A 23417-nucleotide genomic window follows, 5' to 3' on the forward strand; every position below is an offset into this window, starting at 1 on the left:
TAGGTAATTGCAAAACTATCACCAAAAACTAGAAAAAACGACATAAATCTAGACATACACATAAAACAAGTGACTACAAGTAAAAAAACGCGGAAATATGACAACTTTAATTGAAATAAGACAAAAAAGAGCACACAAAATAATGGTATGACAAAAATGAGAAATACCTAAGCAATCAAAGGTTTCAAGCTCCTGATCAGTTTATGCTGATTGATTTTATCAGCAAGGACCACAGTGATTAGCTGTGTAATACCAGAAAGTATCAGGTCAGCATGAAGGGTTTTAGCATTTTGACTCTTTCGTTTGGCGATGCAGAAGCTGTCCTTGAAATGGTTTATGGATTTTTCTACAGCACCTCTGATCTTGTAGGTGTCAATCCATTCATCAGTTCCACGTATTGTCCCTGGGTAGGCACGAAGATTCTTTTCGGGATAGATGTAGAACATTCTTCCGCTTTTAGAATCGGTACATGGATTTTCGCAGTAGCATTGACGTCGGTACTTTCCATCATCGTGTTTGACGAATTTAACTTTTGGACAAGAGAACTTGAACCTGACTAAGCCGTTAGTTCGTTTAGCAGTACCTTCTGGTTTCATAGGAAGCGATTTGTCTTTTGGACAACAAGGTATGCCATTTGAATTGACAGGACAATCAGGATAGGTAATGCCAGACCTTGAATTCAATGGAATATAGGCTTTTGAAAATTTCAGATCCTGAAGCAGTGATTTGTATATAAGTCCACTGTCAAAAGCGGCATCACCAAGGAATACATCAGGACAAATGCCGGGATGCTTTTCGAAAAAGTCTTCAAGTACTGGAATAAGAGCTTTGGCATCATGAAGGGACTTGTCTTCATTTGGAGAATTTGTTTTCTTCTCAACTTCAATATCAGGATGAGAATCAAGGAAATCCTTGTTGAAGAAGGATATGTCTCTGACAATGCCCAAACCATTGGTAATCATGCCGAACTTGTAGACATAGCAGAAATGTCCATTGATATAAAGTTGTTTGATTTCATCGTTTGAAGCAGCATGTGTAGGCATTAAGGTATAAGCAGCCTTGTAAGGATCGTAGGAATCACTGAACCCCATGACTTTCTTGTATGTTTTAAGTCTACTTACGATTCTGTTTAAGAATTTGGGATTGTTTTCAGTTACGTAAGCCTCAATACCTGAAGTGTCAAAGATTGTCATGGAAGCCTTGGCTTCATCAATTTGATGGCAAATGGGTTCTGTAACATCAACCAGGTTATCGAACAAGGATTTCAGTTCAGGTAAGAAATCCTGCTTGAAGCGGGTGAATTTGGAAGCATCCGGAACCTTTTGAAAACCGCAAAATTCTCTTAGTTCCTTGGAAAAGGTAAGGAATGTAATTAAGAGTGAGTCTTCAGAAATGGAAAAGATGCGTTGTAGGATAAGAGCCCACAGCATAGCCTTAAGTTTGTAAGTACGAGGTCTACCAGTGGGAGCGTAAAACTTGTTCCGGAAATTAATCGGAATGAGCTCATCGAGATTTAGATTGGATTCTAGCAGTTGCAGGAAGTATGGTTTGTCATTTTCATAAATATTACTGCAATCAGAATAAATATCTGCCAAAGAAAGCTGAGTTTGTGTTATCATAGTTGTAATATAACTCCTTTTGGATTTTGGTGATTTTATTTCTCGCAATCTAATTTTACCACAATTCGGTGAGGGGTTATATTTTTTATTGCAAAAAAAGTCCCGCATTTCTGCGGGTTGTGGCGTTTCGCAAACGCCTATTATACCTGAACTTAAGGAGGTGGAGTAATGGCATCATTTGAAACTGTAATTGGACTGGAGATACACGTTGAACTTGCTACAAAATCGAAGATATTCTGCTCATGCTCCACAGAATTCGGAGCGGAGCCGAACAAGAACACATGTCCCGTATGTACGGGAATGCCGGGAGTAATGCCGGTTCTCAACGAAGAGGTAATCAATCTTGCAGTGAAGGCTGGAACGGCCCTTAACTGCGACATAAACCTCATAAACAAGACCGACAGGAAGAACTATTTCTATCCGGACCTTCCAAAGGCCTATCAGATATCACAGTACGATCTGCCTATATGTTCAAACGGCTATGTTGAAATAGAGGTGGATGGAAAGAAATCTCAAAGAGCATTGACCAGAATACATATTGAAGAGGATGCAGGAAAGCTTATCCACCTTGAAGACGAGGAGAACACGCTGATTGACTACAACAGGGGAGGGGTGCCGCTTATAGAGATAGTTTCCGAGCCTGACATGAGGTCTGCGGAAGAGGCGGTTTCATTCCTCAAGAACCTAAGGGCAATACTGGTTTATTCAGGAATATCAGACTGCCGTATGGAGCAGGGTTCCATGAGATGCGACGTCAACATTTCCGTCAGGGAAACAGGTTCCGACGTATTGAACACCAAGGTTGAGATAAAGAACATGAACTCAATAAAGGAAGTGTTCAAGGCCATCAAGAAGGAAGAAAAACGTCAGATAGAGCTTTACAGCTATGGCGAGGGACACAAGATCAAGCAGGAAACAAGAAGATGGGATGCAGCCAAGGGAAGGACGATAACAATGAGGACCAAGGAAGATGCCCACGATTACAGGTACTTTCCCGAGCCTGACCTACCACCGGTTATCATACCTGCAGAGAAGGTGGAAAGCATCCGCAATACCCTTCCGGAGCTGCCCAAGCAGAAGAAGGAAAGAATGGTGTCAGAGTATGGAATATCTGAAAAGGATACTGAAATACTCATAGAGGAAAAGGAGATTGCAGACTTCTACGAGAAGACTGTGGAGCTTTCAAAGGAGCCGAAGGAGGCTGCAAACTGGATAATCACTGAAGTGTTGAGGGTTTTAAAGACTCAGGATGAGATACCGGTGACGGAAGTTCAGCTTTCGGATCTCATTGCAGAGGTTAAGAAAGGGACTGTAAGCAGAACTGCAGCAAAGGAAGTTTTTGATGAGATTTGCAACAGCAGCAAGTCCGTAGGCGAAGTGATAGAAGAAAAAGGTCTTAGGCAGATAAGCTCAAGCGACGAGCTTGAAAGTATAGTGAAGAAGATACTTGAAGAGAATCCTCAGGCAATTGCTGATTTCAAGGAAGGAAAGCAAAAGTCCTTCGGATTCCTCATGGGCCAGTGCATGAAGGCCACAAAAGGAAAGGGTAACCCAGGTACGATCAAAGGAATACTTGAAGAAGCCCTTAACAGCTGATGAAACAATAATACAAAAAAAGGAAGCACTCTCCATGTGATGATCAGGAGGGTGCTTTTTTTCAGGATATGAGGAATTTCTTGAATTTTTCTGCAAGGGGAGACAGGTATCTGTTCTTGCTGTATACGAAATAGAATTGTCTTCTTATATCAAGTCCCTTCACCAGGAGGGGTTTGATAAGGTTGAGTTTTATTTCGTTTTTTATTGCTATTTCAGACATGAAGGTAATTCCCATGTCCAGTTCCACCATTTTCTTTATTGTTTCATTGCTTTCCACTGATGACACTATATCCATTGAGGATATGCTCAAGCCTGAATCTGCAAAGGCTTTTTCAAGAATCTTTCTTGTCCCTGAGCCTTCTTCTCTCATTATGAGTTTTTCAGTACTTAATAGCTTGAAATCAATTTCTTCATAATCATCAAATTGGAACCTGTGGCAGTGTGGCACGGCAAGTACTATTCTGTCTTCATAAAAAGGGATGTATTCAAGCTGTTTTGACTCGTAGACTGCTCCAGTTATTCCATAGTTGGTATACCCCTTTATGACATCGTCAACTACGTTTTTCGAATCCTTTTGGTTGATTGTAAAGGTCATGTCAGGATACATTACAGAGAATTCCTTCAGATATCTGGGCAATATATATTCTTGGGGAATGGTGCTGGAGCTCAATTCAAGATTGCCGCAGATCCTTCCCTTCAGTTTTCCGATTTCACTAGAGGCTCGGTCCCTCATGTTGAGCATGTTTACCGCATAGCTGTAGAGCAGTTCGCCTTCTGCGGTAACTGTGATTCTTTTGTTGTTCCTGTTTATAAGCACCGTTCCAAGTTCTTTTTCAAGACTTTGAACATTGTTTGAAACGGTCGGTTGTGTGAGAAAAAGCTTTTCTGCAGCCTTGGAGAAGCTTTTCAAATTTACTACATTTATGAAACTTTCCAGTTGATTGAATTCCAAATTTTACCGCCTTTATTTTTGATACTGTACTTCCTTGAGAATCCTGTTGATGCTGTCTACGACGTATTTCACCTCGTCCATGGTGTTGAAATGACTGAAACCGAACCTTACGGTACCCTGGGGAAAGGTTCCGAGGGTTTTATGTGCAGACGGAGCGCAGTGAAGACCGCATCTTGTCATGATGCCGTAATCCTCATTGAGACTGTGGGCAACCAGAGCATTGTCGTTTTCAAGGAAATCTATTGATACGATGGCTGTCCTTCCTTCTGTTGATGGAAGACCAACGGGTCGTATTCCATCTATATTATATATGTCTTTTAGGAAACCATCAAGAAGATAGAGCTCTTTTTCTCTGATTTCTTTTATTTTCCCATTGGAAAGATACTTGAGGGCTGCGTTCAGACCGTATATGCCAGGTATGTTCATGGTTCCGGCCTCGAATTTGTCGGGCATGTAGCTTGGATGTATTTCCATGTCAGAGGTGCTTCCGGTACCTCCTTCAATGAAGGTGGACATGTGTTGAAGTATTCCGTCATCCACTATGAATCCTCCCGTTCCCTGTGGTCCAAGGAGGCTTTTGTGACCGGTGAAGGCTATGATGTCGGCATTTGACTTTTGGAAGTCTATGTCTGCAAAACCGGCGGTCTGAGCCGTATCCACAATGAAATAGAGGTTCTTTTCTTTGCAGATTTTTCCCACTTTTTCAATATCCATCATTGTTCCGCTTACATTGGACCCGTGGGTAAGTACTACGGCCCTGGTGTTCGGTTTTATGAAATCCCTTATGTCATCGGGATTCAGCTCTCCTGTTATGCTGCAGGGTACCCTTGAAAATTCGACACCTCTTTCAGCAAGGGCGTTGAGTGGCCTCATTACAGCATTGTGTTCCATTGAAGATACTATTACATGATCCCCTCTCTTAAGGAGACTTTTAAGTATTACATTCATGCTTTCCGTGATGTTTTTGGTGAAGACTGCATTTTCCGGCTTATGAAAGTTGAATAGTTCGCATAGAAGCTCCCTTGTTTCGTATACTGTGTTTTCAGCTTCGAGAGAGGAGTCGTATGCGCCTCGGTTAACGTTGCAGCCTATGTCCAATAGATAGTGGGACATGCTTTCTGCGACGCCTGGTGCCTTTGGAAATGAGGTTGCTCCGTTGTCCAAGTATATGTTTTTCATTGTTTATCCACCTTTATAGTATAGTATCTGATAGTTAAAAATATTATGCTTATTATTCTAAACACGATTATATTCTTTTATGGGTAAAAATTCAAATGATATAAGTATTCTGAATACTGTGAAAATCACTATATATTATTCCTATTTCACATGGAGGAAAAGTGCTGTTAAACTGAAAACTGCAATTGAACTTTTATAAAATTTGGAGGTTTTATATGAATAACAAGAAAGGAATTATAATTACCGGTGGTATCATCGGTCTGGTGTCTGTGGCACTAGTGTATTTTGGGAATCCTGCAAACATGGGTTTCTGTATTGCATGCTTCATAAGGGATATAGCTGGAGGAATCGGCCTGCACAGAGCTGGTGTAGTGCAGTATATAAGACCTGAAATCATAGGCCTTGTACTGGGAGCCTTTATTCTGTCAGTCAAAAATGGCGAATTTGAATCACGAGGAGGCTCTGCTCCATTTACAAGGTTTGTTCTTGGAATGATGGTAATGATAGGAGCGCTTATGTTCCTTGGTTGTCCAATGAGGATGGTTCTCAGAATCGGCGGAGGAGATATTAATGCAGTATTCGGCCTTGTAGGATTCATAGTGGGAATATTTGCAGGTGTGTTTTTCCTCAACAGGGGATTCAATCTTAAGAGAAACTACAAGATGACAAATGCGGAAGGATATATGTTCCCTATAGTTAATATTGGATTATTTATTCTTTTGGCTGCTGCACCTTCTTTTGTATTTTTCAGCGAAAGCGGACCGGGAGCAATGTATGCACCAATGGCAATTTCACTGGCTGCAGGACTTTTGGTTGGAGCGCTGTCACAAAAGACAAGGCTTTGCATGGTTGGTGGAACAAGGGACATGATTCTTTTCAGGGACAGCTATCTTCTTGCCGGATTCATATCCATAATTGTATTTGCAGCAATTGGAAACATTGCCCTTGGTTATTTCAACCTGGGACTTGAAGGTCAGCCTGTTGCACATACGGACGGATTGTGGAACATGCTTGGAATGGTACTTGTGGGATGGGCTTCCGTGCTTCTTGGAGGATGTCCGCTGAGACAGTTGATTCTTGCAGGAGAGGGTAATACAGACTCTGCAGTGACTGTAATGGGTCTTTTGTTTGGAGCGGCACTTTGCCACAACTTCGGTTTGGCGGCAAGTCCAAAGGGACCAAGTGTAAATGGGCAGATCGCAGTAGTTTTATGTCTTGTAGTTGTTGCGGCAGTATCATATGTCAATTCGGAACTGGCTGCAAAATCCAGCAGTAAAGAAAATGTGAAGGGAGATGTAAATCATGGTTAGAATAGATACATGTGGAATGAGTTGTCCTCAGCCTGTACTGATGACAAAGAAGGCTCTGGACAAAAACCCTGAGGGTGCGGAAATAGTAGTGGACAACAATACGGCAAAAATCAATGTAAAAAGATATCTTGAGAAATTCAAATACAGTGTTGAAATATCTGAAGAAGGGGAACTGTACATATTGAGTGCGAGGAAATAGCATGGAGTACAATGTACTGTTTTTTACCCATTCAGGGGCTATGAAGTTCAGCAGGAAGGTAAAATCCATGGATATTCCATGTAAGCTCATGCCCGTACCAAGGGCACTAAGCTCAAACTGCAGCATAAGCGCCAGAATCAGATACGATGGAGAAATTGAGAATCTTATTGATGACGAAATAGAAAAGATTTTCCTTTCGGAAAACTCCGAAAACCGACTTCTCTATGAAGCGGAATAGGCATAAAAAAACTTTTTGTTTTTTATATATGCTGAAAGGGGATTAAATAAAAACGGACTGTAGATAATCTACGGTCCGTTTTTCTGTTGCTGCTGCCATGCCTCTTAAGTATTTTTGATATAGTATGAATATTACCTTAAGCTTGTTTGTGCATTTTTTCAGGAAGTACATAATCTTCCGGACGTTGTCCCTTGACTCTGAGTATGGCGTAACATACAGCCCATCCAAGTATTACTGATATGAATGGATTGATGCCGAGAACTGCTGCCGGAAGATATCCTACTACAACGGCTACTACCGCTGCTGTCACTGAATAAGGCATTTGGGTTTTAACGTGGTCAATATGGTCTGATGCTGCAGCCATTGAACTCATGATTGTAGTATCAGATATTGGAGAACAGTGGTCTCCGAAAACCGCACCTGTGAATACCGCACCTATTGTAGCGTAAAGCAATACTCCTGTGTCTCCTCCGCTTAGCTCGTATACAAGAGGTACTGCTATAGGCATCATAAGAGCTGTAGTTCCCCATGAAGTTCCTGTAGAGAATGCTATGAGACATCCTAGAAGGAATACCGCCATAGGTATTACATTTGGAGAAATCTTTCCTGCCAGTAGCTGTATAAGGAATTTTGCTGTTCCAAGATCCTTTGCAACGCCGCCTATTCCCCATGCAAGTACAAGTACGAAAACTGCGATTACCAGGGATTTTGCACCGTCAACCCAAGCGTCCATTGTTTCCCTGAAAGTAAGGATCTTTTGTGATAGTACCAATGCGAAAGCCACTATTGTTCCTGCAAATGAAGCCCACATCATCGCTACAGATGCGTTTGAATATCCAAGGGCATCTCTTACTACTGTGAATGCAAACGGGGTATCCTTTATCTGCTGGATGAGAGCAGCATTGTCGCTTGCAAGTATTGCGTTTCTTCCGTTTACGTAGAGTCCGATTATTACAAAAGCGATAACTGTAACGATAGGAATTATAGCGTTTCTCATTCTCAGAGGTATCTCGTCGCTAATTTCCATTTCAGTAAGCTCTTTTGAGGCCAGTGGAATGGCGCCGTCAGCCAATAGTTTGCCGGTCTGCCTTGCTCTTGCCTCTGCCTTAAGCATTGGTCCGAAGTCCTTGCCTGTGAAGCAGATCATAAGTACGAATCCAACCATAATCAAGCTGTAGAACCTGAAAGGAATGGATTGAAGGAATGCTCCATAGATATTAGTTTCAACCCCTATTGATGCGAAAGCGTCTCTCAGAAGACCCATTTCATAAGCGGTCCAGGTTGCTATGAAAGCCATACTGGCTACAGGAGCTGCAGTTGCATCGGTTATGAATGAAAGTTTTTCCCTTGATATCTTGAGCTTGTCCGTAAGAGGTCTCATGGTTGTTCCAACAAGAAGTGTGTTCGAGTAGTCGTCGAAGAAGATCAGAAGACCCATGGCCCATGTTGCCACCATACCGCTCTTTGCACTTTTTGCCTTGTTTGCAAGCCAGTTGGCTATTGCTTTTGCACCGCCGGATTTGGCTACGATTCCGATGGTTCCGCCCAGAGCCATGTCGAATACGATGATTCCTGCATTCCATGAGCTTGCCACTGAACCTGCAATGTATTTTTCGATAGTCATTGCAAATCCTGCAAGGGGATTACCGCCTGACAGTATTATTGCTCCGCCCCAGATTGCTGCGAACAATGCAGGTATAACCTGCTTGGTAGTAAATGCCAATACGATTGCGATAAGCGGCGGCAGTAAAGATAAAATACCATAATGCTCAACTACATTTTCCATAAAAATCCTCCTAAAAATCATTTATTTATTAATACATATAAATAATATCGGAAGGTTTCATCAGACTTCAAAATATTTCATAAAACTTCAACAAAAGAATAAAACGTTTTCACAAACCGAGAAAGCAACTTTCCCAAACAGAAAGAAAGCAGCCTTGCTGTGAGCAAAGCTGCTAATAATCCTTGGACAGGTCAACAAGGTTTGTAAGAAAGTTTTTCACGTTGATCTTTCCGCCGTCACTCCTCAGACCTCTTATATGATCCATCTCATATTTGACGGTTTCAAAGCCAAAGAGGGAGTTTGAATATTTCTGGAAATATTCGCTTAAATTGTCTTCCAGCCCCAGGTTTGCTATGTTTCGCAGTGCGTGGGAAGCACAACGCCGGATACGCTGAACGGAAGACTTGTAGTCAAGATCCGTTTTTTTGAAGATATCCTTGAGATCCGAGTCGTATATGTCTATATTCTCTTTGAGCACATAAGTGCAAATTTTTACTATGTCGCTGTATCCCGATTTTCCAGATACTCCAAGTATCCTCAGTATGGCCCTTGCATTTTCAGTATAGTCTTCCTGGGCTGAATCTGTCTGCGAGTTGTCCATGTTGAATATCTGATGGATCTGTTTCAGCTTTTCCTGAAGCTGTACCTTTTCATACAGATTTTTCAGGATGTGTGAAACCTCAACTATGTTTATGGGTTTGTTTATATAGTATTCGATTCCTTTGGAATATGCTTCAGCAATCATTCCCTTGTCGCTTACTTTTGAAAGCATTATGAAGTTGGCATCGGTCAGGACTTTCTCAAGCTTTTCTATAAGGGAAGGTCCGTCGATGCAGGGCATCATGTAGTCGACTATTACAACCTGCGGCTTCAGGATTTCAATGTCCTTGATTGACTCAAGGGGCTTGGTGGTATACCCGACGACCGTTCCGAGGTCGTTTTCTTCAATGAGGAATTTCAGGCTTTTAAGAACGGCCTGGTCGTCGTCTATAAGATAAATTTTCTGGTTTCTCATATGTCACCTCTCAAGTTTGCTATTGGGATTTCTATTTTCATTTCAGTGCCTGTGCCGACTTTCGAGTCTATGGCCAGCCTTCCGTTGAAATGGGTTTCTATAAGGTCCTTGACTATGGATAGTCCAAGACCCCTGAATATATCACCAGTCTCCATATTGAACTTGGTTGAGAAGCCGGGGAAGAATACATCGTCAATATATTCGGGCTTTATGCCGCAGCCGTTGTCCCTGATGGTGAAAATGCAGGCATCGTCCTGCCTTTCCGTTTCGATGTCTATTCTAGGATACTTTGTCTTGCCAAAGGCTTCCAGGGAGTTGTTGATCATATTCCTCAATATGGAGGTCAGATAATAGTGTTCCTTTATCTTTTCGTTGAAGTTGATGGCTATTCGCAGATTCACTTCGCTCTTGTCTATTGAGGCTGTTATTATCTTTACTATGTCGGCTATGTCCATTGGAACGGATTCCATCTTGTCGTCCTCGAGTATATCGAGTCCCTTTACAACCTGCTGGTAGTCCTTTTTGACCTCGTGAATGTCCTTTGCAAATTCAAGGGTCATTTTTTCAAGCCCTTCGTTGTTTTCGCCTTCCGCTACTGCCTTGTGTATTTCAAAGCCTTTTTTCATAAGTGATTCGATCTGGTCCATGTTCTTCTTTATATAGTAGCTTTCGCTCTTGAAAAATGAAGTGAGCATATAGAGTTTCTCATATCTTTTGAGGTGGTCTCTCTTGTCCATTATTGACTTGTAGGTTTCCAGAAGGAGGATAAGTGCAAACACTATTATGGCTCTTACTACAGCTACTCCAATTATGAGAAGAATCATGGAGTCTTCCATTTCCGTGACTCTTGTCCTTACGCCAAGCTCAACAAGGTTGGACAGGAAATCGCACATGAGGATTGCCAGGATGAAGTCCGAAAGCTGGTGCCGTTTCTTTCTTGTATACAGCAGGTAGAAAAAGAAGGCATAGGCTACATAGAAGAATATGTCGGGATAGACCATGACGGCTGCTTCAGACAATGTGTATCCTCTGAATATCTCGATTAGGTATCTGAAGCAGGGTGACATTACGGCCACAATCAATACGGTCTTGAAGGCGGAAAGATAGTCGTAGATGTACAACAAGATTGGAAGAATTATTATGGATGATGTAATAAGAAATCCTTCCGAGAAGAATTTCAGATGAAACTGTGATCCGACCGATACGAAGAGGCCTATGAGAATCATTTGCTTTAAGTCTTTCATATATACTCCATGCCAGTATTATGCATTATGATTCAACAGTGAATCCTTGCACATATAGACCATTATACTACTCTTCCATGCAATAAGTCCATATGGTAAAATTGACTGAGGTGTATTCATTTCATGTGATATGGTATAATGAATACCAATGAGGGAGGATTGTCATGAAGATGAATCAGATGGAATACAGTGAATTCGTCAAGTTGGTTGATGAGCTTTTTGACGAGATAATCATTTACGACAACAACTATAATATCGTTTATGTCAATAAAGCCTGCGAAAGACATTATGGAATGACCAAGGACGAGATGATGAACAGGTCCTTTTATGATTTTGCCGGAAAGTACTGGGATGCATCCATACTTCCATATGTATACGAAACGAAAAAGGCAGCGAGACAGCACCAGGGCACAAAGCTTGGTGCCAGCATACTGACTATAGCGGTTCCCGTATTCAGTGATGACGGTGAACTCACCCATGTAGTCATGAATGTGAGGGATTGCATAGAAGACGACAAAAGCCAGAATATTTTCAATCTTGAAGCTGTCAATGTGGATATAGAGATGCAGGGGACATCTGAAATCGTATATTCAAGCAAGTCAATGGATGAAGTTCTAAACCTATCAAGAACTATTGCGCAGATTGACTCACCCTGCCTCATAACAGGAGAATCTGGAGTGGGAAAGAGCCTCATAGGTAAATACATATATGAAAACGGCAGCAGGAAGGATGGTCCATTCGTACACATCAACTGCGCCGCCATCAACAAGGAACTTCTTGAATCCGAGCTTTACGGTTATGTCAAGGGTTCCTTCACCGGAGCCAGAAAGGAAGGAAAGATCGGACTGGTGAAGGAGGCCGACGGAGGAGTTCTTTTCCTTGACGAGATAACGGAGATTCCCTACAAGATACAGGCCAAGCTTCTTCAATTTATTCAGGAAAAGAAGTTTTATCCGGTGGGGGGAACCAAGCCGGAATTTGTTGATGTCAAGATAATAGCGGCCACCAACAAGGATATCAAGAAAATTGTGGATACGGGAGGATTCAGGGAGGACCTGTACTACAGGATAAACGTATTTGAGATATTCATACCGCCTCTCAGAGAGAGAAGGGAGGACATACTTCTGCTGTGCAATTTCTATCTGAACAAATATAATGAAAAATACAAAAAAATGCACAGGTTTTCCAAGGAGGTCAAGGATATCTTCGTGAACTACTCATGGAGAGGAAATACAAGGGAGCTGTCTCATATAATAGAGAGACTTGTTGTTGTCAGCAAGGATGTTGAAATCATGCCATGGCATCTTCCGAAGCATTTTTATGAAATATCCGGTGATTATAGTGATTTCAATCTATCCGTTGACGGGAATTTTGATGACATGATGATGAAATATGAAGGAGATATAGTAAGAAGAGCTTATGAAGAGGCGAATTCAACCAGAAAACTGGCTAAAAAACTTGGAATAACTCAGACGAGGGCTGCCAAGCTGTGCAGGAAATACATATGTGAATCGAAAGCGACACAGTGAATTGCTTTCGATTCGCTTGAGATAAAGACTTTGAAAACAGTAATGTTCAAATAATATGACGAAAAATCGAGGCGAAAACGACTCGGTTTTTCGTTTTTTTGGAAGTTTTTTCATCAGAAAAAATGATTCATATCTGGAAGCGTTGAAATTCCAACGTTGAAAAAAGTTGGCACGGATATTGCTTTATAGATAGGCAGTTGTCGACAATAAATTTAGGAGGAATCATATGTATATTACAGATGTGGAAGTTATTTGCCTGAGGGTTCCGCCCAGGGGAAAGATATGCGTCTGGGGAGAAGATGCGGTTGTAGTAAGGATACATACTGACGAAGGTATAACTGGAGTAGGAGAATCCGATACATCGCCACTAGTGGTGAAGAGCATCATAGAGACACCCAATTCCAATCTTGCATGCTTCGGCTTAAAGGAAGTGCTGCTGGGGAAGAATCCACTGGAGATAGAAAAACTGTGGAAGGAAATGTATGAAAAATCAAATTATCTTGGAAGAAGGGGAGCGGGAATTCATGCCATCAGTGCTGTTGACATAGCGTTATGGGACATCGCAGGGAAGTATAACAACAAACCCGTATATGAGCTTCTTGGAGGAAAGCACAGGGATGAAATAAGGGCCTATGGAACCTTCATACCTGCAGACACGCCTGAAGAGAACAGGGCGATTGTAAGAAAGCTTAAGGACAAGGGATTCACAAGCCTCAAGTTCGGAGGAGGAATACTTGGAGACGATCCTGATACCGACTATGATATAATAAAGGCAGTAAGAGAAGAGGCGGGAGAGGGATTTGAACTTCAGATTGATCTGGCTGCAAAGTGGAAGACTCCGGAGCATACGCTCATGATGGCAAGAAGACTGGAGGAGTTCAACCTTAACTGGATAGAGGAACCTGTCGGGTCGGACGATTTGAGAGGCTACAGGGACCTGGGCGATTCAATAAAGCCCATGATAGCGGGAGGAGAGACACTTACTACTGCATACGAGTTTGAATCTTTTCTTTCAATAGGAAAGCCTGACCTCATACAGCCTGACATCACAAGGTGCGGAGGGATCACTGAAGCCAGAAAGATATATGACCTGTCAAGGGAATACAATGTCAAACTGGTGCCTCATGGATTCAGTACCGGAATACTCATAGCAGCAACGGCACATTTCCTTGCATCATGCGAGACTACTGATCTGATCGAGTATTCTCAGAGCACAAGTCCTCTCTTTAAACATCTGGTGAAAAACCAGATACCATTTGAAAACGGTGTCATAAAGGTTCCTGAGGCGCCCGGTCTTGGGGTAGAGTTGGATGAGGATATAATTGAAAAATATAGGATGATATAAAGGAAAGGAATGATAATAATGGATAAAAGAATTGATAAACTTTTAATTTCTGTGAGCGTTTCTGTCGTACTTCTTGTAGTAGGGCTGCTGTACAGTTTTCCTGAAAGGTCCCAGGCGGTGGCCAACAGGATTTTTGGAGCCATGACAAATATATTCGGCTCGGTGACTTTACTGTTCACATTTTTAGGATTTTTGCTGCTGGTGGGAGTTGCTGTCAGCAAGTATGGAAAGATAAGGCTTGGGGACGAGGATCCTCAGTATTCAACCTTCAAGTGGGTTGCAATGATGATCAGCTGCGGTTTGGGATCGGCAACTGTTTACTGGGCATTTATTGAATGGGCATATTATATCGGAACACCGGGTCTTGGAATCGAGGCGGGTACACAGAGAGCCTTCGAGATGGCGCTTCCGTACAACATGTTCCATTGGGGCTTTTCAGCATGGACACTCTATGCACTGGTTGGACTGCCAATGTGCTACCACTTCTATGTGAGGAAAAACCAAGGCCTTAGCCTTAGCGCAATGATAAGCGCATCAACAGGAATCAAGCAGAACGGATTCATAGGAAGACTTGTAGATGTAATGTTCATTTTCATTTGCTTCGGTGGTCTGAGCATCACTTTGGGTGTATCAGTGCCTTTGGTTTCAAGGGTTTTGTCAAGTGTAATAGGAATTGAACCTTCATTTGCCATGAATGTAGTACTGATACTTGTCATATCGGTTGTATATTCACTGAGTTCATACATAGGCATACAGAAGGGAATGTCCAGAATATCGAATTGGAATACAAAGCTTGCCATAGTTTTTTGTATCTTCATAATAATCCTTGGACCCGGAATGTTCATAATCAACAATATTGTCAATTCACTTGGTCTTATGCTTCAGAACTTCGTACAGATGAGCCTTTATACGGATTCAATAGGCCAGTCCGGATTCCCTCAGTCATGGACAATATTCTACTGGCTGTATTGGATTACATATGCTCCATTCACAGGCATATTCATTGCCAAGGTTTCCAAGGGAAGGACACTGAGGTCTGTAATAGTAAATACCATAGTAAGTGGAAGTATAGGATGTTTCTTCTTCTTCGGCGTAATTTCAAGCCTTTCGATGGAAAGACAGCTGAGTGGTGCTGTTGACATGGTTGGTATGCTGGCCAACGGACAGGACACCCTGGCAATAATTGAAGTCATGAACACATTGCCTTTCAGTGAAATATTCATGATCGTGTTCTGCATAGTATCAGTGTTGTTCCTTTCAACGACCCTTGACGGAGCGGCGTTCACAATGGCGTCTACAGCTACGCCTGGACTCAAGGAAAACGAGGAGCCACATCCCATGCACAGGCTGTTCTGGTGTATAGCGCTGGCGCTGGTACCTTTGACTATGATATTCATTGGAGCCAATCTCAATACGATCAAGACAGCTGCAATACTTACAGGAGTTCCAATCATCTTCATCATGATCGTCATGGTGAAAGGATGGATGGGTTGGATGACTGAAGACGGTAAAGCGGAAGACAAAAAAGAGGCGACAATATGAAAAGATTTGTAAGGATGAACCATAAGGATACGGTTGCTACGGCTCTTGACGATTTCAAGGCAGGGGACCTTGCTCAGGTTTATTCAGAAGAGAATGAACATATTCTTGACTGCCGGTGCATAGACGACATACCCTTCGGAAACAAGATAGCCCTTGTGGATATCGAAGAAGGTGAAAATGTTATAAAGTACGGAGCTGTCATAGGGGAATGCACAAGGGGTATTGGAAAAGGTGGACTGGTTCATGTCCACAATGTTAAAAGCCTTGTGGTAGACATCCCGGAAACCTTCAAGAAAGAAATTATGAGACAGATGAATATAGATCAGGTGGGAGGTGAAATTCATGAAATTCATGGGATATGAAAGGCCTGACGGAACAGTAGGAATCAGGAACAAGCTCCTAATAATAGCAGTGGATGAATGCTGCGAGGGAATAGCCAGGGGCATAGAAAAAGAATTTGAAGAAGCAGTGGTTTTGACAAACTGGTACACATGCATGCTGGGAGGAAACGAAGAGACCTTCAATCAGATGGTGGCAGTTGGGAAAAATCCCAATGTTGCAGGAGTATTGGTTATTGCAATGGGGTGCGGAAGCATACTTCCTGAGCAGATTGCTGACAGGATTGCCGAATCGGGAAAGATGACGGACACACTGACATGCCAAAAGGAAGGCGGAACTAGAAAGGCAGTTGAAGCCGGAATAGGGAAGATGAAGAAAATCCGGGATTATGCACTTTCCTTTGAAAGGAAGGAAATACCTGTGTCCAGACTTATTGTTGGAGTCAAATGCGGAGGATCCGATACCAGCTCGGGAATAGCATCCAACCCAAGTGTGGGAGATGCCGTGGACAAGATGGTGGACCTGGGCGCCACATGCATCGCCGGCGAGCTTTTCGAATTGCAGGGATGTCAGGAAGTTCTTGACGGAAGGGCTTCATCGCCTGAAGTTGCAGAAAAGATAAATCATCTCATAGAGAACGAGAGATTAAGGTGGAGTGTCGAAGGCACCGATGTTGAAACCATGAGCATAGGTAACAGTGTAGGCGGACTTACAACAATAGAGGAGAAGTCCCTGGGGTCCCTTCACAAGACGGGAACAAAAGAGATTGTTGACATACTTCAGATAAACAAGGATTTCATAGATGTACCCAAGGATCCAGGCTTCTACCTATCGGAGGCCACCATGCTTTGCGGAGGAGCAGGCGTGAATTTCGCATCCCACGGCGCCCACATCATATTGTGGACCAGCGGCGCGGCAGGATTCAACAACTCCATAGTGCCCGTAATAAGGGTAAGCGGCAACCAGGACCTTTTCAACGACGACATGGATGTTGATGCAAGGGGTATAATGACTGGCGAGGAATCCATTGGACAGGTGTCGGACAGGATAGTCGAGAAAATAATTGAAACGGCTGACGGGCAGAAGACAAGCATAGAAGGCATTGGAGAGTCTACCCTTACCCTCTACCAGAAGGACCAGAGGCTTGACAAACTGCTGAACCTCAGGTGTGCAAACAGACTATAGAAAATTTGAATCACTGAAGGAATGAAGCAAAGTTTAAAAGGCTGCATCAAGAAGTTGAATCTATCTTGATGCAGCCTTTGTTTAACTTTCTCGATTAGCAATGCTACTGACTCTTGAAGAGTTCCCCGTCAAGGACCTGATGGGTGTTAACATAGGTGTTGTATATGGATATGGACCAATGGAGGTGGGGGCCTGTCGAAAATCCTGTTGATCCCACAGTTCCAACATAGTCGCCCTTTTCAAGGAAGTCTCCTTTTTCGACATCTATGGTGTCCATGTGGTAATAGCTTGTGAAGAGTCCCATTCCGTGGTCGATCACCAGAGTGTTGCCTGTAAGGGTGACATATTCGGCCAGAGCTACCCTTCCGTTGTTGCAGGCATGGATCTCAGTACCTGTGGGGGCGGCAAGGTCCAGTCCCGAATGTCTTGTAGACGTTAGCTGGTCGTTGACAAATCTCTTCTCGCCGAAATCCGTAGTCAGTGTGAAATCATCAAAGGGGAGGATAAATTTTCCTTCCCAGTATTTTTCCTTGTCTGAATTGCCTCTTGCCGTCTGTACCCTTTCCCTGAACTCCCTATAGGCATCGTCGTTGTTTGTCGATTCATATACTTCATCTGATACGTAGAGATACTGTATCTTGAAATCCCAGTCTGTCAGCATTATTTCACTGGAAAGGTCATAGTGCCTGCCGAGATTCAGGTCATCTACAGATACATCCACAGAGTAGGCGCCGGCCTCCTCCCAGATATCTATGGGTATGAAGAAATAGTATGCTCCATCAATGAGGCCTTCCGAGAGAAGACCGTGTGAAATATCTGTAGCCATTGTTATTTCACTGTTGACCGGAGGATTTTCTACGCTGAGGACAAGAATATTTCCCGGGCAATTATATTCGGATTCGAGTACAAGCTCAGGTGGCTGTAAAGCTTCTTCCATCATGGGAACTGCAGTTGTAGAAATAAGTATCATAATATAAATGATGAAACTTTTCATAGCATTCCTCCAAATTTATTTAAAGCTACCGCAACGTAGTTGCTTCATCTGACCTCCAGAAAGCTTTTGTCTTTAAAACTCCCTGAAGCGTTGGAGTTTTGGTATTATGTAAGCTTTCTACGGTGATGATATCCGCTTAAGCGTCTACCGCAACGTAGTTGCTTCATCTGACCTAAAGAGTTTGCTGTAGTATCGTGATGAGAGGAGGTAGATTCCGTACCCAAGGAGTCCTCCGAGGGTGTTGAGAATTATGTCATCCACATCGAAGGAGCCTACCCTCAATAGCATTTGCATGGTTTCGATGAAAAGACTGAACAGGAAGCTGTGCAACATTGCATTGCCAATCCCCTTGAATCCAAGTGCCAGGGGAAGGAAAATACCGAAGGGAATAAAAGCTGCAATATTGCCAAGAATATTTGTTACTATGATGTAGGCTGGCAGGTTTCCTATATTGTCGATGTAGTTCATTATTGTCTTGAACGGCCTGAAATTTGCCGAATGTTTCAGGTAGTGTTCCAGGGGCAGCATTTCGTCTATGGATGTTATGCTTGCCCTGAACCTGAAGAATACAAGGTCGAAAAGGTATGCAAGGTATGCTGCAAATAGTATATATATGATCAATTTGAAAAATGTTTTTAGAATTTTGTTCATTAAATGCAATCTCCCGTGTTGATATGAAGTTTCTTTGTTGTATCTATTTATAACATTGATTGGTGAAAATTTCAATAGTGTAGTATAATATTGTTTAGTTTAACAATAATTGGGTAAAAATCAATATAGCAATATTTGGAGGAGACCTATGAAGAAAACATATTTGATATTAGTTTTGATATTGGCAATGGTGCTTGCTGCCTGCTCGCCTCAGGAAACTACGGAGGAACCGGCGGAGTCTGAAGAGCCAGCTGAAGATATACAGGAAGAACCTGGTGAAACAGGAGACGAAGTGGTTGAACAGTCCGAAGCAGATACGGAAGAATCTTCAGAGGAACCTGAAGAAGCGGCTGAAGAACCTGCAGAGGAAGAAAACGACTACAGTGGAGAGCTTAAGGAAGCCTATGAATACGGAAAGGTGCTTTACGACCTTGGTCTTTTCAATGGAGTCTCCACAGAAAAGTATGAGCCCAACCTTGAAGGAGACATGAACAGGGAACAGGCCATGAAGATGATAGTATCGGCTCTTGGATGGGAGCCGTCATCGGAAGAGCAATGTCCTTTTAGTGATGTAAGCGACTGGGCCAAGCCTTATGTGGGAAGAGCCTACCTGAAGGGGATAGCCCTTGGAACGGTTCCTGAGAACAATATCTTCGGAGCGAAGGATTCAGTTACCATGCAGCAGCTTTTGACTTTCTACCTGAGGGCACTTGGATACGAGACATCATATGCATATGAAAACGCCCTGAAGCTAGGAGAAATAACAGGGCTTACTGATAATATCGAGCCTACAGAGGACAATTTGAAAAGATATCATCTTGTAATTGCTACATATAATGCTCTGGGAGCATCAAGACTTGAAAGCGCAAGAACACTGGCAGAGGACCTTATTTCCGAAGGGTTGATCGAATCTTCAATGGCTGAGGAATTCGGACTGATACAGAACTACAAGTACCAGTCACAGAGGGAATACGGACCTGTCGAACTCGATGCTGAAAACTTTGCAGATATGATTACAGGAGAAGAAAAGGCTCTGGTACTTTTCTTCCAGAACGGCAACGAGCTGTGTGAAGAAATGGAACTGCCATTCTACAACACTGCAGTGGCACTTGCAGATGTAGCAAGGGTTGGAGTGCTCAATGAGAAGGAAGCTGGGGATCTACTGACGGAATACAATATCACTTCATTCCCGAGCTTAAAGCTTTTCAAGGCTGGAGAGGATACTACCCTTCCGGCAGTGCCGGATATGGATACCCTCGTTCAGTGGGTTAAGAACAACTGATTATTATGAAACCGTCTCAAAAAACAAAAGGGACGGTTCTTTTTGTTTTTTGAAATGAAATTTTTGCAATCAAAAAACGGGCAAATAATTGCCCGTTCTTAATGACCTGATCCCCGTCAATAAAAGTGTTTATATAGCCTCTAATTATTTAACATTATTTTTGGTGAAAAATGATGTTACTTTGTAGCTAATCCAGCGCTGGCAGGGCTATAGGTCTCCATCACCTAAACTTACATCGGTTTCAATTGGGTAGAAGCGAACCTGCAGATGCTTGAGGCCGTTGTTGTCATATTCCCAGTATTCGTTTTCAAGTATTTCATCAAATATCGGTACGCGGACATAGATTGTTTCAACTAACTCGTCTTCTACAAATATTCCAACTTTGAGTACTATAGTAGTCAATTCAGCTGTTACATTTGTGAATTGAGTCTTGCCTTTGGTTCTGTATGTAACAAGATTTTCTACAAGGCTACCCACTTGCTCTATTGAAGCGTAACCGCCTAAATCAGCTGCATCATTCAGCACTTTGATATTAGATTTGCTGAGGAAGTCTTTTAAACCATTTTCACCATCTTCTATAATGTCAGCACATGTTGTAATGGTTGCTGAACCTAATGGTTTTCCCAATGGTCTTACATAAATGGAGTAGGCTGACAAAACGTCTACACCGGTCATATCTTGTCCAATAACATATGGATCTAGACCAGGAGCGGGAAGCATAAATATCGCTTCACCAATCCGTTCAGTTCCAACAGGGAAAGCATTGCCGTCGATTACTTGAAGATCCTTTTTAATATCGATATTATCGGGATCGGCTTGGTTGTTTTCCATTAGAGAAATTTTAGATTTTCCTTCAAGTGGCACAAATATTGTGTTCCTGTTGCTGCCTGTCATGTCAGCTGTTTTGGGATTGGTTACGCCTATTATGTTGAGCGTATAGTGTTCACCTGATAGTTTTGTTCCATCTGCATCTTCTAAAGCCATCGCTGTAGTGAGAGTTATGCCAAGAATTAATGTCACTATTAACAGTATACTTAATTTTTTCACAAAAAAACCCTCCTTATATTTTAGATATCAACACTTTTAGTTCCCAGAGGCATGAGCCACCATATATTATTTACCCAATGAATAGTGAATCAACAATAATTGTGTTATTTTTTGTTAATTTTTGCGAGAAGATTTTATAGGGCATCAAAAAAACGGGAACGCTATGTTCCCGCCTGTGATTGCTAATTATTCATTTCAGTATCGGCTGAGACTAGTCTACAAGTCTTACCTTGATGATGCCATCTATGCTCTTAAGCTCTTCGATTTTCTCTTCATTTACTTCAGTTCCTGCGATGTCGATGATGTTGTAAGCATAGTCACCCTTGCTCTTGTTCACCATTTCTATGATATTTGCATTGTACTTAGAGAATACTGCAGTAAGTGAACCTATCATGTTTGGAACGTTTTTGTTGAGAACCACAATCCTGTGTGTTCCTTCAGTTCTTTCAAGTGAACAGTTTGGGAAGTTTACAGAGTTTGTAATGTTACCATTCTCAAGATAGTCTATAAGCTGGTTAACAACCATTCTTGCACAGTTTTCCTCTGATTCGGGAGTTGAAGCTCCAAGGTGAGGGATGCATACCACTCCATTCTTGTTGATAAGGTCGTCAGTTGGGAAATCAGTTACGAATGAACTCACTCTTCCTTCATCTATAGCTTTAAGGATTGCCGCATCATTTACAAGTCCGCCTCTTGACATGTTTATGAGTCTTGCACCTTTTTTCATTTTTGAGATGTTTTCTTCGTCCATGAATCCTTTTGTCTTGTCTACTAATGGTATGTGAAGAGATACATAGTCAGCCTGTCCGAAGAGCTCGTCAAGTGAAGAAGAGTACTTTACATCCCATGAAAGGCCGATTGCCTTTTGTACAGAGATATACGGATCATATCCTATTACCTTCATTCCAAGCTTGATTCCCATGTTTGCAACCAGTACACCTATGGCTCCAAGTCCTACGACGCCTAGAGTCTTACCCATGATTTCAGGACCTGCAAACTGGCTCTTGCCTTTTTCAACCTGTTTTTCAACGTCACCGTCAAGGTTGTTCACCCATTTGATTCCGTCGTTTACCTTTCTTGAAGAAGCCAAAAGTGCAAGAAGAGTCATTTCCTTAACCCCATTTGCATTTGCTCCGGGAGCGTTGAATACTACTATTCCCTTTTCGGAACATTTTTCAACAGGAACATTGTTTGTACCTGCACCTGCCCTTGCGATTGCTTTCAGCGTATCGGGAAGTACAGTGTCGTGCATTTTATAACTTCTAAGAACCACTCCGTCAGCATTGGATATATCATCAGGAGTAAGGCTATATGAATCCTTGTCAAAGTGTTTCAGGCCTTCGTTTGATATTTTGTTGAAAGTTGTAATATTAAACATTTTTGCACCTCTTTATATTAATTATTAAAAAATCTTATGAACAATATTAACAAATATTAATAAATAGTTCAAGCTAAATTATGATAAAAAAGCAATTTTTGTCAAGAAATTAACGACAATCGTTTGTACCGAAGCTACAAATGTGCAGACGCGGTTTGCTTCCTACGGTATTGAAAAAGTTATTCTTAAAAGGAAAGAAATCCGTTATTAATAATATATTGTAAGGAAGGCCTCTATATGATATTGTAGTTAGGTCAAACCGATAATATAAATATATATACGAGCGGAGAAATTACGATGAATATAAATGAAATGATTCAAACTGAAAGAAGAAGTGACTGGCTCAAGATAATTGCAATGGTTACAATGCTTATTGATCATGTGGGATACTATCTTGTACCCAGCGGCACTTCAATTTATATGGCTATGAGGGTAATAGGAAGGATTGCCTTTCCGATCTTCGCCTATTATGTGGCTATGGGATATAAAAGGACGAGGGATATAAACAAGTATATGATAAGAATGTTCGTCTTTGCCCTCATAACCCAGGTGCCCTTCTATTTCTTTTCCCATGGCCAGTTCTACCTCAATGTCATGTTTACATTTTTTATGGCACTTCTGATGTTGAGGCTTTATGAGAGGAAGAATCTTTTGTGGGTTGTTATGCTCTTCATATCGGATATATTAAATATGGACTATGGCGCATACGGACTTTTGATAGTGCTCATATTTTATCTGTTCGGTGAAAACAGAAAAAAGGTATTTTTCCTGCTGCTGGCATTGTCACTTGTTTACGATTCTCTTAAAGTGTTGGAGTATGGACATTTTCACTGGACATTTTACATCCAGTCACTCTGTGTAATGGCAGTGCCGGTAATTTATTGCAACTTCAAACAAATAAGGATAAACAAGTATATTTCATATCTGTTTTATCCGGTACATATAGCCATAATAGTATTGATAGAAAAATTCTTATAGGGGTGTATC

General features: G+C 42.0%; 20 protein-coding genes and 1 pseudogene. 11 read left to right on the top strand and 10 right to left on the bottom strand.

The window, feature by feature from the left end:
* Positions 1-262 precede the first annotated feature (262 nt).
* A pseudogene (locus BUB05_RS12625) lies at positions 263-1619 on the bottom strand (transposase).
* Positions 1620-1787: 168 nt separating this feature from the next.
* Between BUB05_RS12625 and gatB the strand changes: the two are divergent.
* On the top strand, positions 1788-3215 hold the full coding sequence (gatB, locus tag BUB05_RS12630) for an Asp-tRNA(Asn)/Glu-tRNA(Gln) amidotransferase subunit GatB (protein ID WP_073049981.1): 1428 nt from the start codon (positions 1788-1790) through the stop codon (positions 3213-3215).
* Positions 3216-3276: 61 nt separating this feature from the next.
* Here the strand turns inward: gatB and BUB05_RS12635 are convergent, their stop codons facing one another.
* Both BUB05_RS12635 and BUB05_RS12640 read right to left on the bottom strand, forming a co-directional pair.
* Complete coding sequence (locus BUB05_RS12635) at positions 3277-4167, bottom strand: selenium metabolism-associated LysR family transcriptional regulator (protein WP_073049982.1); 891 nt, start codon at positions 4165-4167, stop codon at positions 3277-3279.
* Positions 4168-4179: 12 nt separating this feature from the next.
* Positions 4180-5346 (bottom strand): aminotransferase class V-fold PLP-dependent enzyme, encoded by a 1167-nt coding sequence (locus tag BUB05_RS12640; protein WP_073049983.1) that lies wholly within the window; start codon positions 5344-5346, stop codon positions 4180-4182.
* Positions 5347-5561: 215 nt separating this feature from the next.
* Here BUB05_RS12640 and yedE point away from each other — a divergent pair, with 215 nt between their 5' ends.
* Genes yedE through BUB05_RS12655 form a run of 3 tightly spaced genes read left to right on the top strand, consistent with a single transcriptional unit; the run spans position 5562 to position 7093 of the window.
* Entirely contained in the window at positions 5562-6656 is a 1095-nt protein-coding gene (gene yedE / locus BUB05_RS12645) for a YedE family putative selenium transporter (RefSeq protein ID WP_073049984.1), read from the top strand.
* Complete coding sequence (locus BUB05_RS12650; protein WP_073049985.1) at positions 6649-6855, top strand: sulfurtransferase TusA family protein; 207 nt, start codon at positions 6649-6651, stop codon at positions 6853-6855. The genes yedE and BUB05_RS12650 overlap by 8 nt, the downstream gene beginning before the upstream one ends.
* A 1-nt stretch (position 6856) precedes the next feature.
* Complete coding sequence (locus BUB05_RS12655) at positions 6857-7093, top strand: putative Se/S carrier protein (RefSeq protein WP_073049986.1); 237 nt, start codon at positions 6857-6859, stop codon at positions 7091-7093.
* 136 nt (positions 7094-7229) lie between these two features.
* Here the strand turns inward: BUB05_RS12655 and BUB05_RS12660 are convergent, their stop codons facing one another.
* The 3 genes from BUB05_RS12660 to BUB05_RS12670 all read right to left on the bottom strand — a co-directional run bounded on the left by BUB05_RS12660 (position 7230) and on the right by BUB05_RS12670 (position 11138).
* A complete protein-coding gene (locus tag BUB05_RS12660) occupies positions 7230-8879 on the bottom strand; it encodes a Na+/H+ antiporter NhaC family protein (protein WP_073049987.1) in 1650 nt (549 codons plus the stop codon).
* Between the two features lie 172 nt (positions 8880-9051).
* Positions 9052-9894: a DNA-binding domain-containing protein gene (locus tag BUB05_RS12665; RefSeq protein WP_073049988.1), complete on the bottom strand. Its 843-nt coding sequence runs from the start codon at positions 9892-9894 to the stop codon at positions 9052-9054.
* Positions 9891-11138, bottom strand: a complete 1248-nt coding sequence (locus BUB05_RS12670) for a sensor histidine kinase (RefSeq protein WP_073049989.1) — start codon at positions 11136-11138, stop codon at positions 9891-9893. Before BUB05_RS12670 ends, BUB05_RS12665 begins: the two co-directional genes overlap by 4 nt.
* Positions 11139-11302: 164 nt before the next feature.
* Here BUB05_RS12670 and BUB05_RS12675 point away from each other — a divergent pair, with 164 nt between their 5' ends.
* The 5 genes from BUB05_RS12675 (at position 11303) to BUB05_RS12695 (ending at position 17078) form a co-directional block, all read left to right on the top strand.
* On the top strand, positions 11303-12667 hold the full coding sequence (locus BUB05_RS12675) for a sigma-54 interaction domain-containing protein (protein ID WP_073049990.1): 1365 nt from the start codon (positions 11303-11305) through the stop codon (positions 12665-12667).
* A gap of 226 nt (positions 12668-12893) precedes the next feature.
* Entirely contained in the window at positions 12894-14012 is a 1119-nt protein-coding gene (locus BUB05_RS12680; protein WP_073049991.1) for a mandelate racemase/muconate lactonizing enzyme family protein, read from the top strand.
* A gap of 18 nt (positions 14013-14030) precedes the next feature.
* Positions 14031-15554 (top strand): BCCT family transporter, encoded by a 1524-nt coding sequence (locus BUB05_RS12685; protein WP_073050038.1) that lies wholly within the window; start codon positions 14031-14033, stop codon positions 15552-15554.
* On the top strand, positions 15551-15916 hold the full coding sequence (locus tag BUB05_RS12690) for a UxaA family hydrolase (RefSeq protein WP_073049992.1): 366 nt from the start codon (positions 15551-15553) through the stop codon (positions 15914-15916). The genes BUB05_RS12685 and BUB05_RS12690 overlap by 4 nt, the downstream gene beginning before the upstream one ends.
* Positions 15897-17078: a UxaA family hydrolase gene (locus BUB05_RS12695; protein WP_073049993.1), complete on the top strand. Its 1182-nt coding sequence runs from the start codon at positions 15897-15899 to the stop codon at positions 17076-17078. The genes BUB05_RS12690 and BUB05_RS12695 overlap by 20 nt, the downstream gene beginning before the upstream one ends.
* 103 nt (positions 17079-17181) lie before the next feature.
* Here the strand turns inward: BUB05_RS12695 and BUB05_RS12700 are convergent, their stop codons facing one another.
* Both BUB05_RS12700 and BUB05_RS12705 read right to left on the bottom strand, forming a co-directional pair.
* Complete coding sequence (locus BUB05_RS12700) at positions 17182-18072, bottom strand: M23 family metallopeptidase (RefSeq protein WP_073049994.1); 891 nt, start codon at positions 18070-18072, stop codon at positions 17182-17184.
* Positions 18073-18216: 144 nt separating this feature from the next.
* A complete protein-coding gene (locus BUB05_RS12705) occupies positions 18217-18723 on the bottom strand; it encodes a VanZ family protein (RefSeq protein ID WP_073049995.1) in 507 nt (168 codons plus the stop codon).
* A gap of 148 nt (positions 18724-18871) precedes the next feature.
* Between BUB05_RS12705 and BUB05_RS12710 the strand changes: the two genes are divergently transcribed.
* Positions 18872-20005, top strand: coding sequence for a protein disulfide isomerase family protein (locus tag BUB05_RS12710; protein WP_073049996.1), 1134 nt, complete (start codon positions 18872-18874; stop codon positions 20003-20005).
* A gap of 207 nt (positions 20006-20212) precedes the next feature.
* On the opposite strand, the gene BUB05_RS12715 is transcribed toward BUB05_RS12710, so the two are convergent.
* A complete protein-coding gene (locus BUB05_RS12715; RefSeq protein ID WP_073049997.1) occupies positions 20213-21052 on the bottom strand; it encodes a hypothetical protein in 840 nt (279 codons plus the stop codon).
* Between the two features lie 211 nt (positions 21053-21263).
* Positions 21264-22430: a phosphoglycerate dehydrogenase gene (locus tag BUB05_RS12720; RefSeq protein WP_073049998.1), complete on the bottom strand. Its 1167-nt coding sequence runs from the start codon at positions 22428-22430 to the stop codon at positions 21264-21266.
* A gap of 297 nt (positions 22431-22727) precedes the next feature.
* Here BUB05_RS12720 and BUB05_RS12725 point away from each other — a divergent pair, with 297 nt between their 5' ends.
* Positions 22728-23408, top strand: coding sequence for a TraX family protein (locus BUB05_RS12725; RefSeq protein ID WP_073049999.1), 681 nt, complete (start codon positions 22728-22730; stop codon positions 23406-23408).
* Positions 23409-23417 lie beyond the last annotated feature (9 nt).

The sequence above is a fragment of the Dethiosulfatibacter aminovorans DSM 17477 genome (assembly GCF_900142005.1).
In the GTDB taxonomy this organism is placed as follows: domain Bacteria; phylum Bacillota; class Clostridia; order Tissierellales; family Dethiosulfatibacteraceae; genus Dethiosulfatibacter; species Dethiosulfatibacter aminovorans.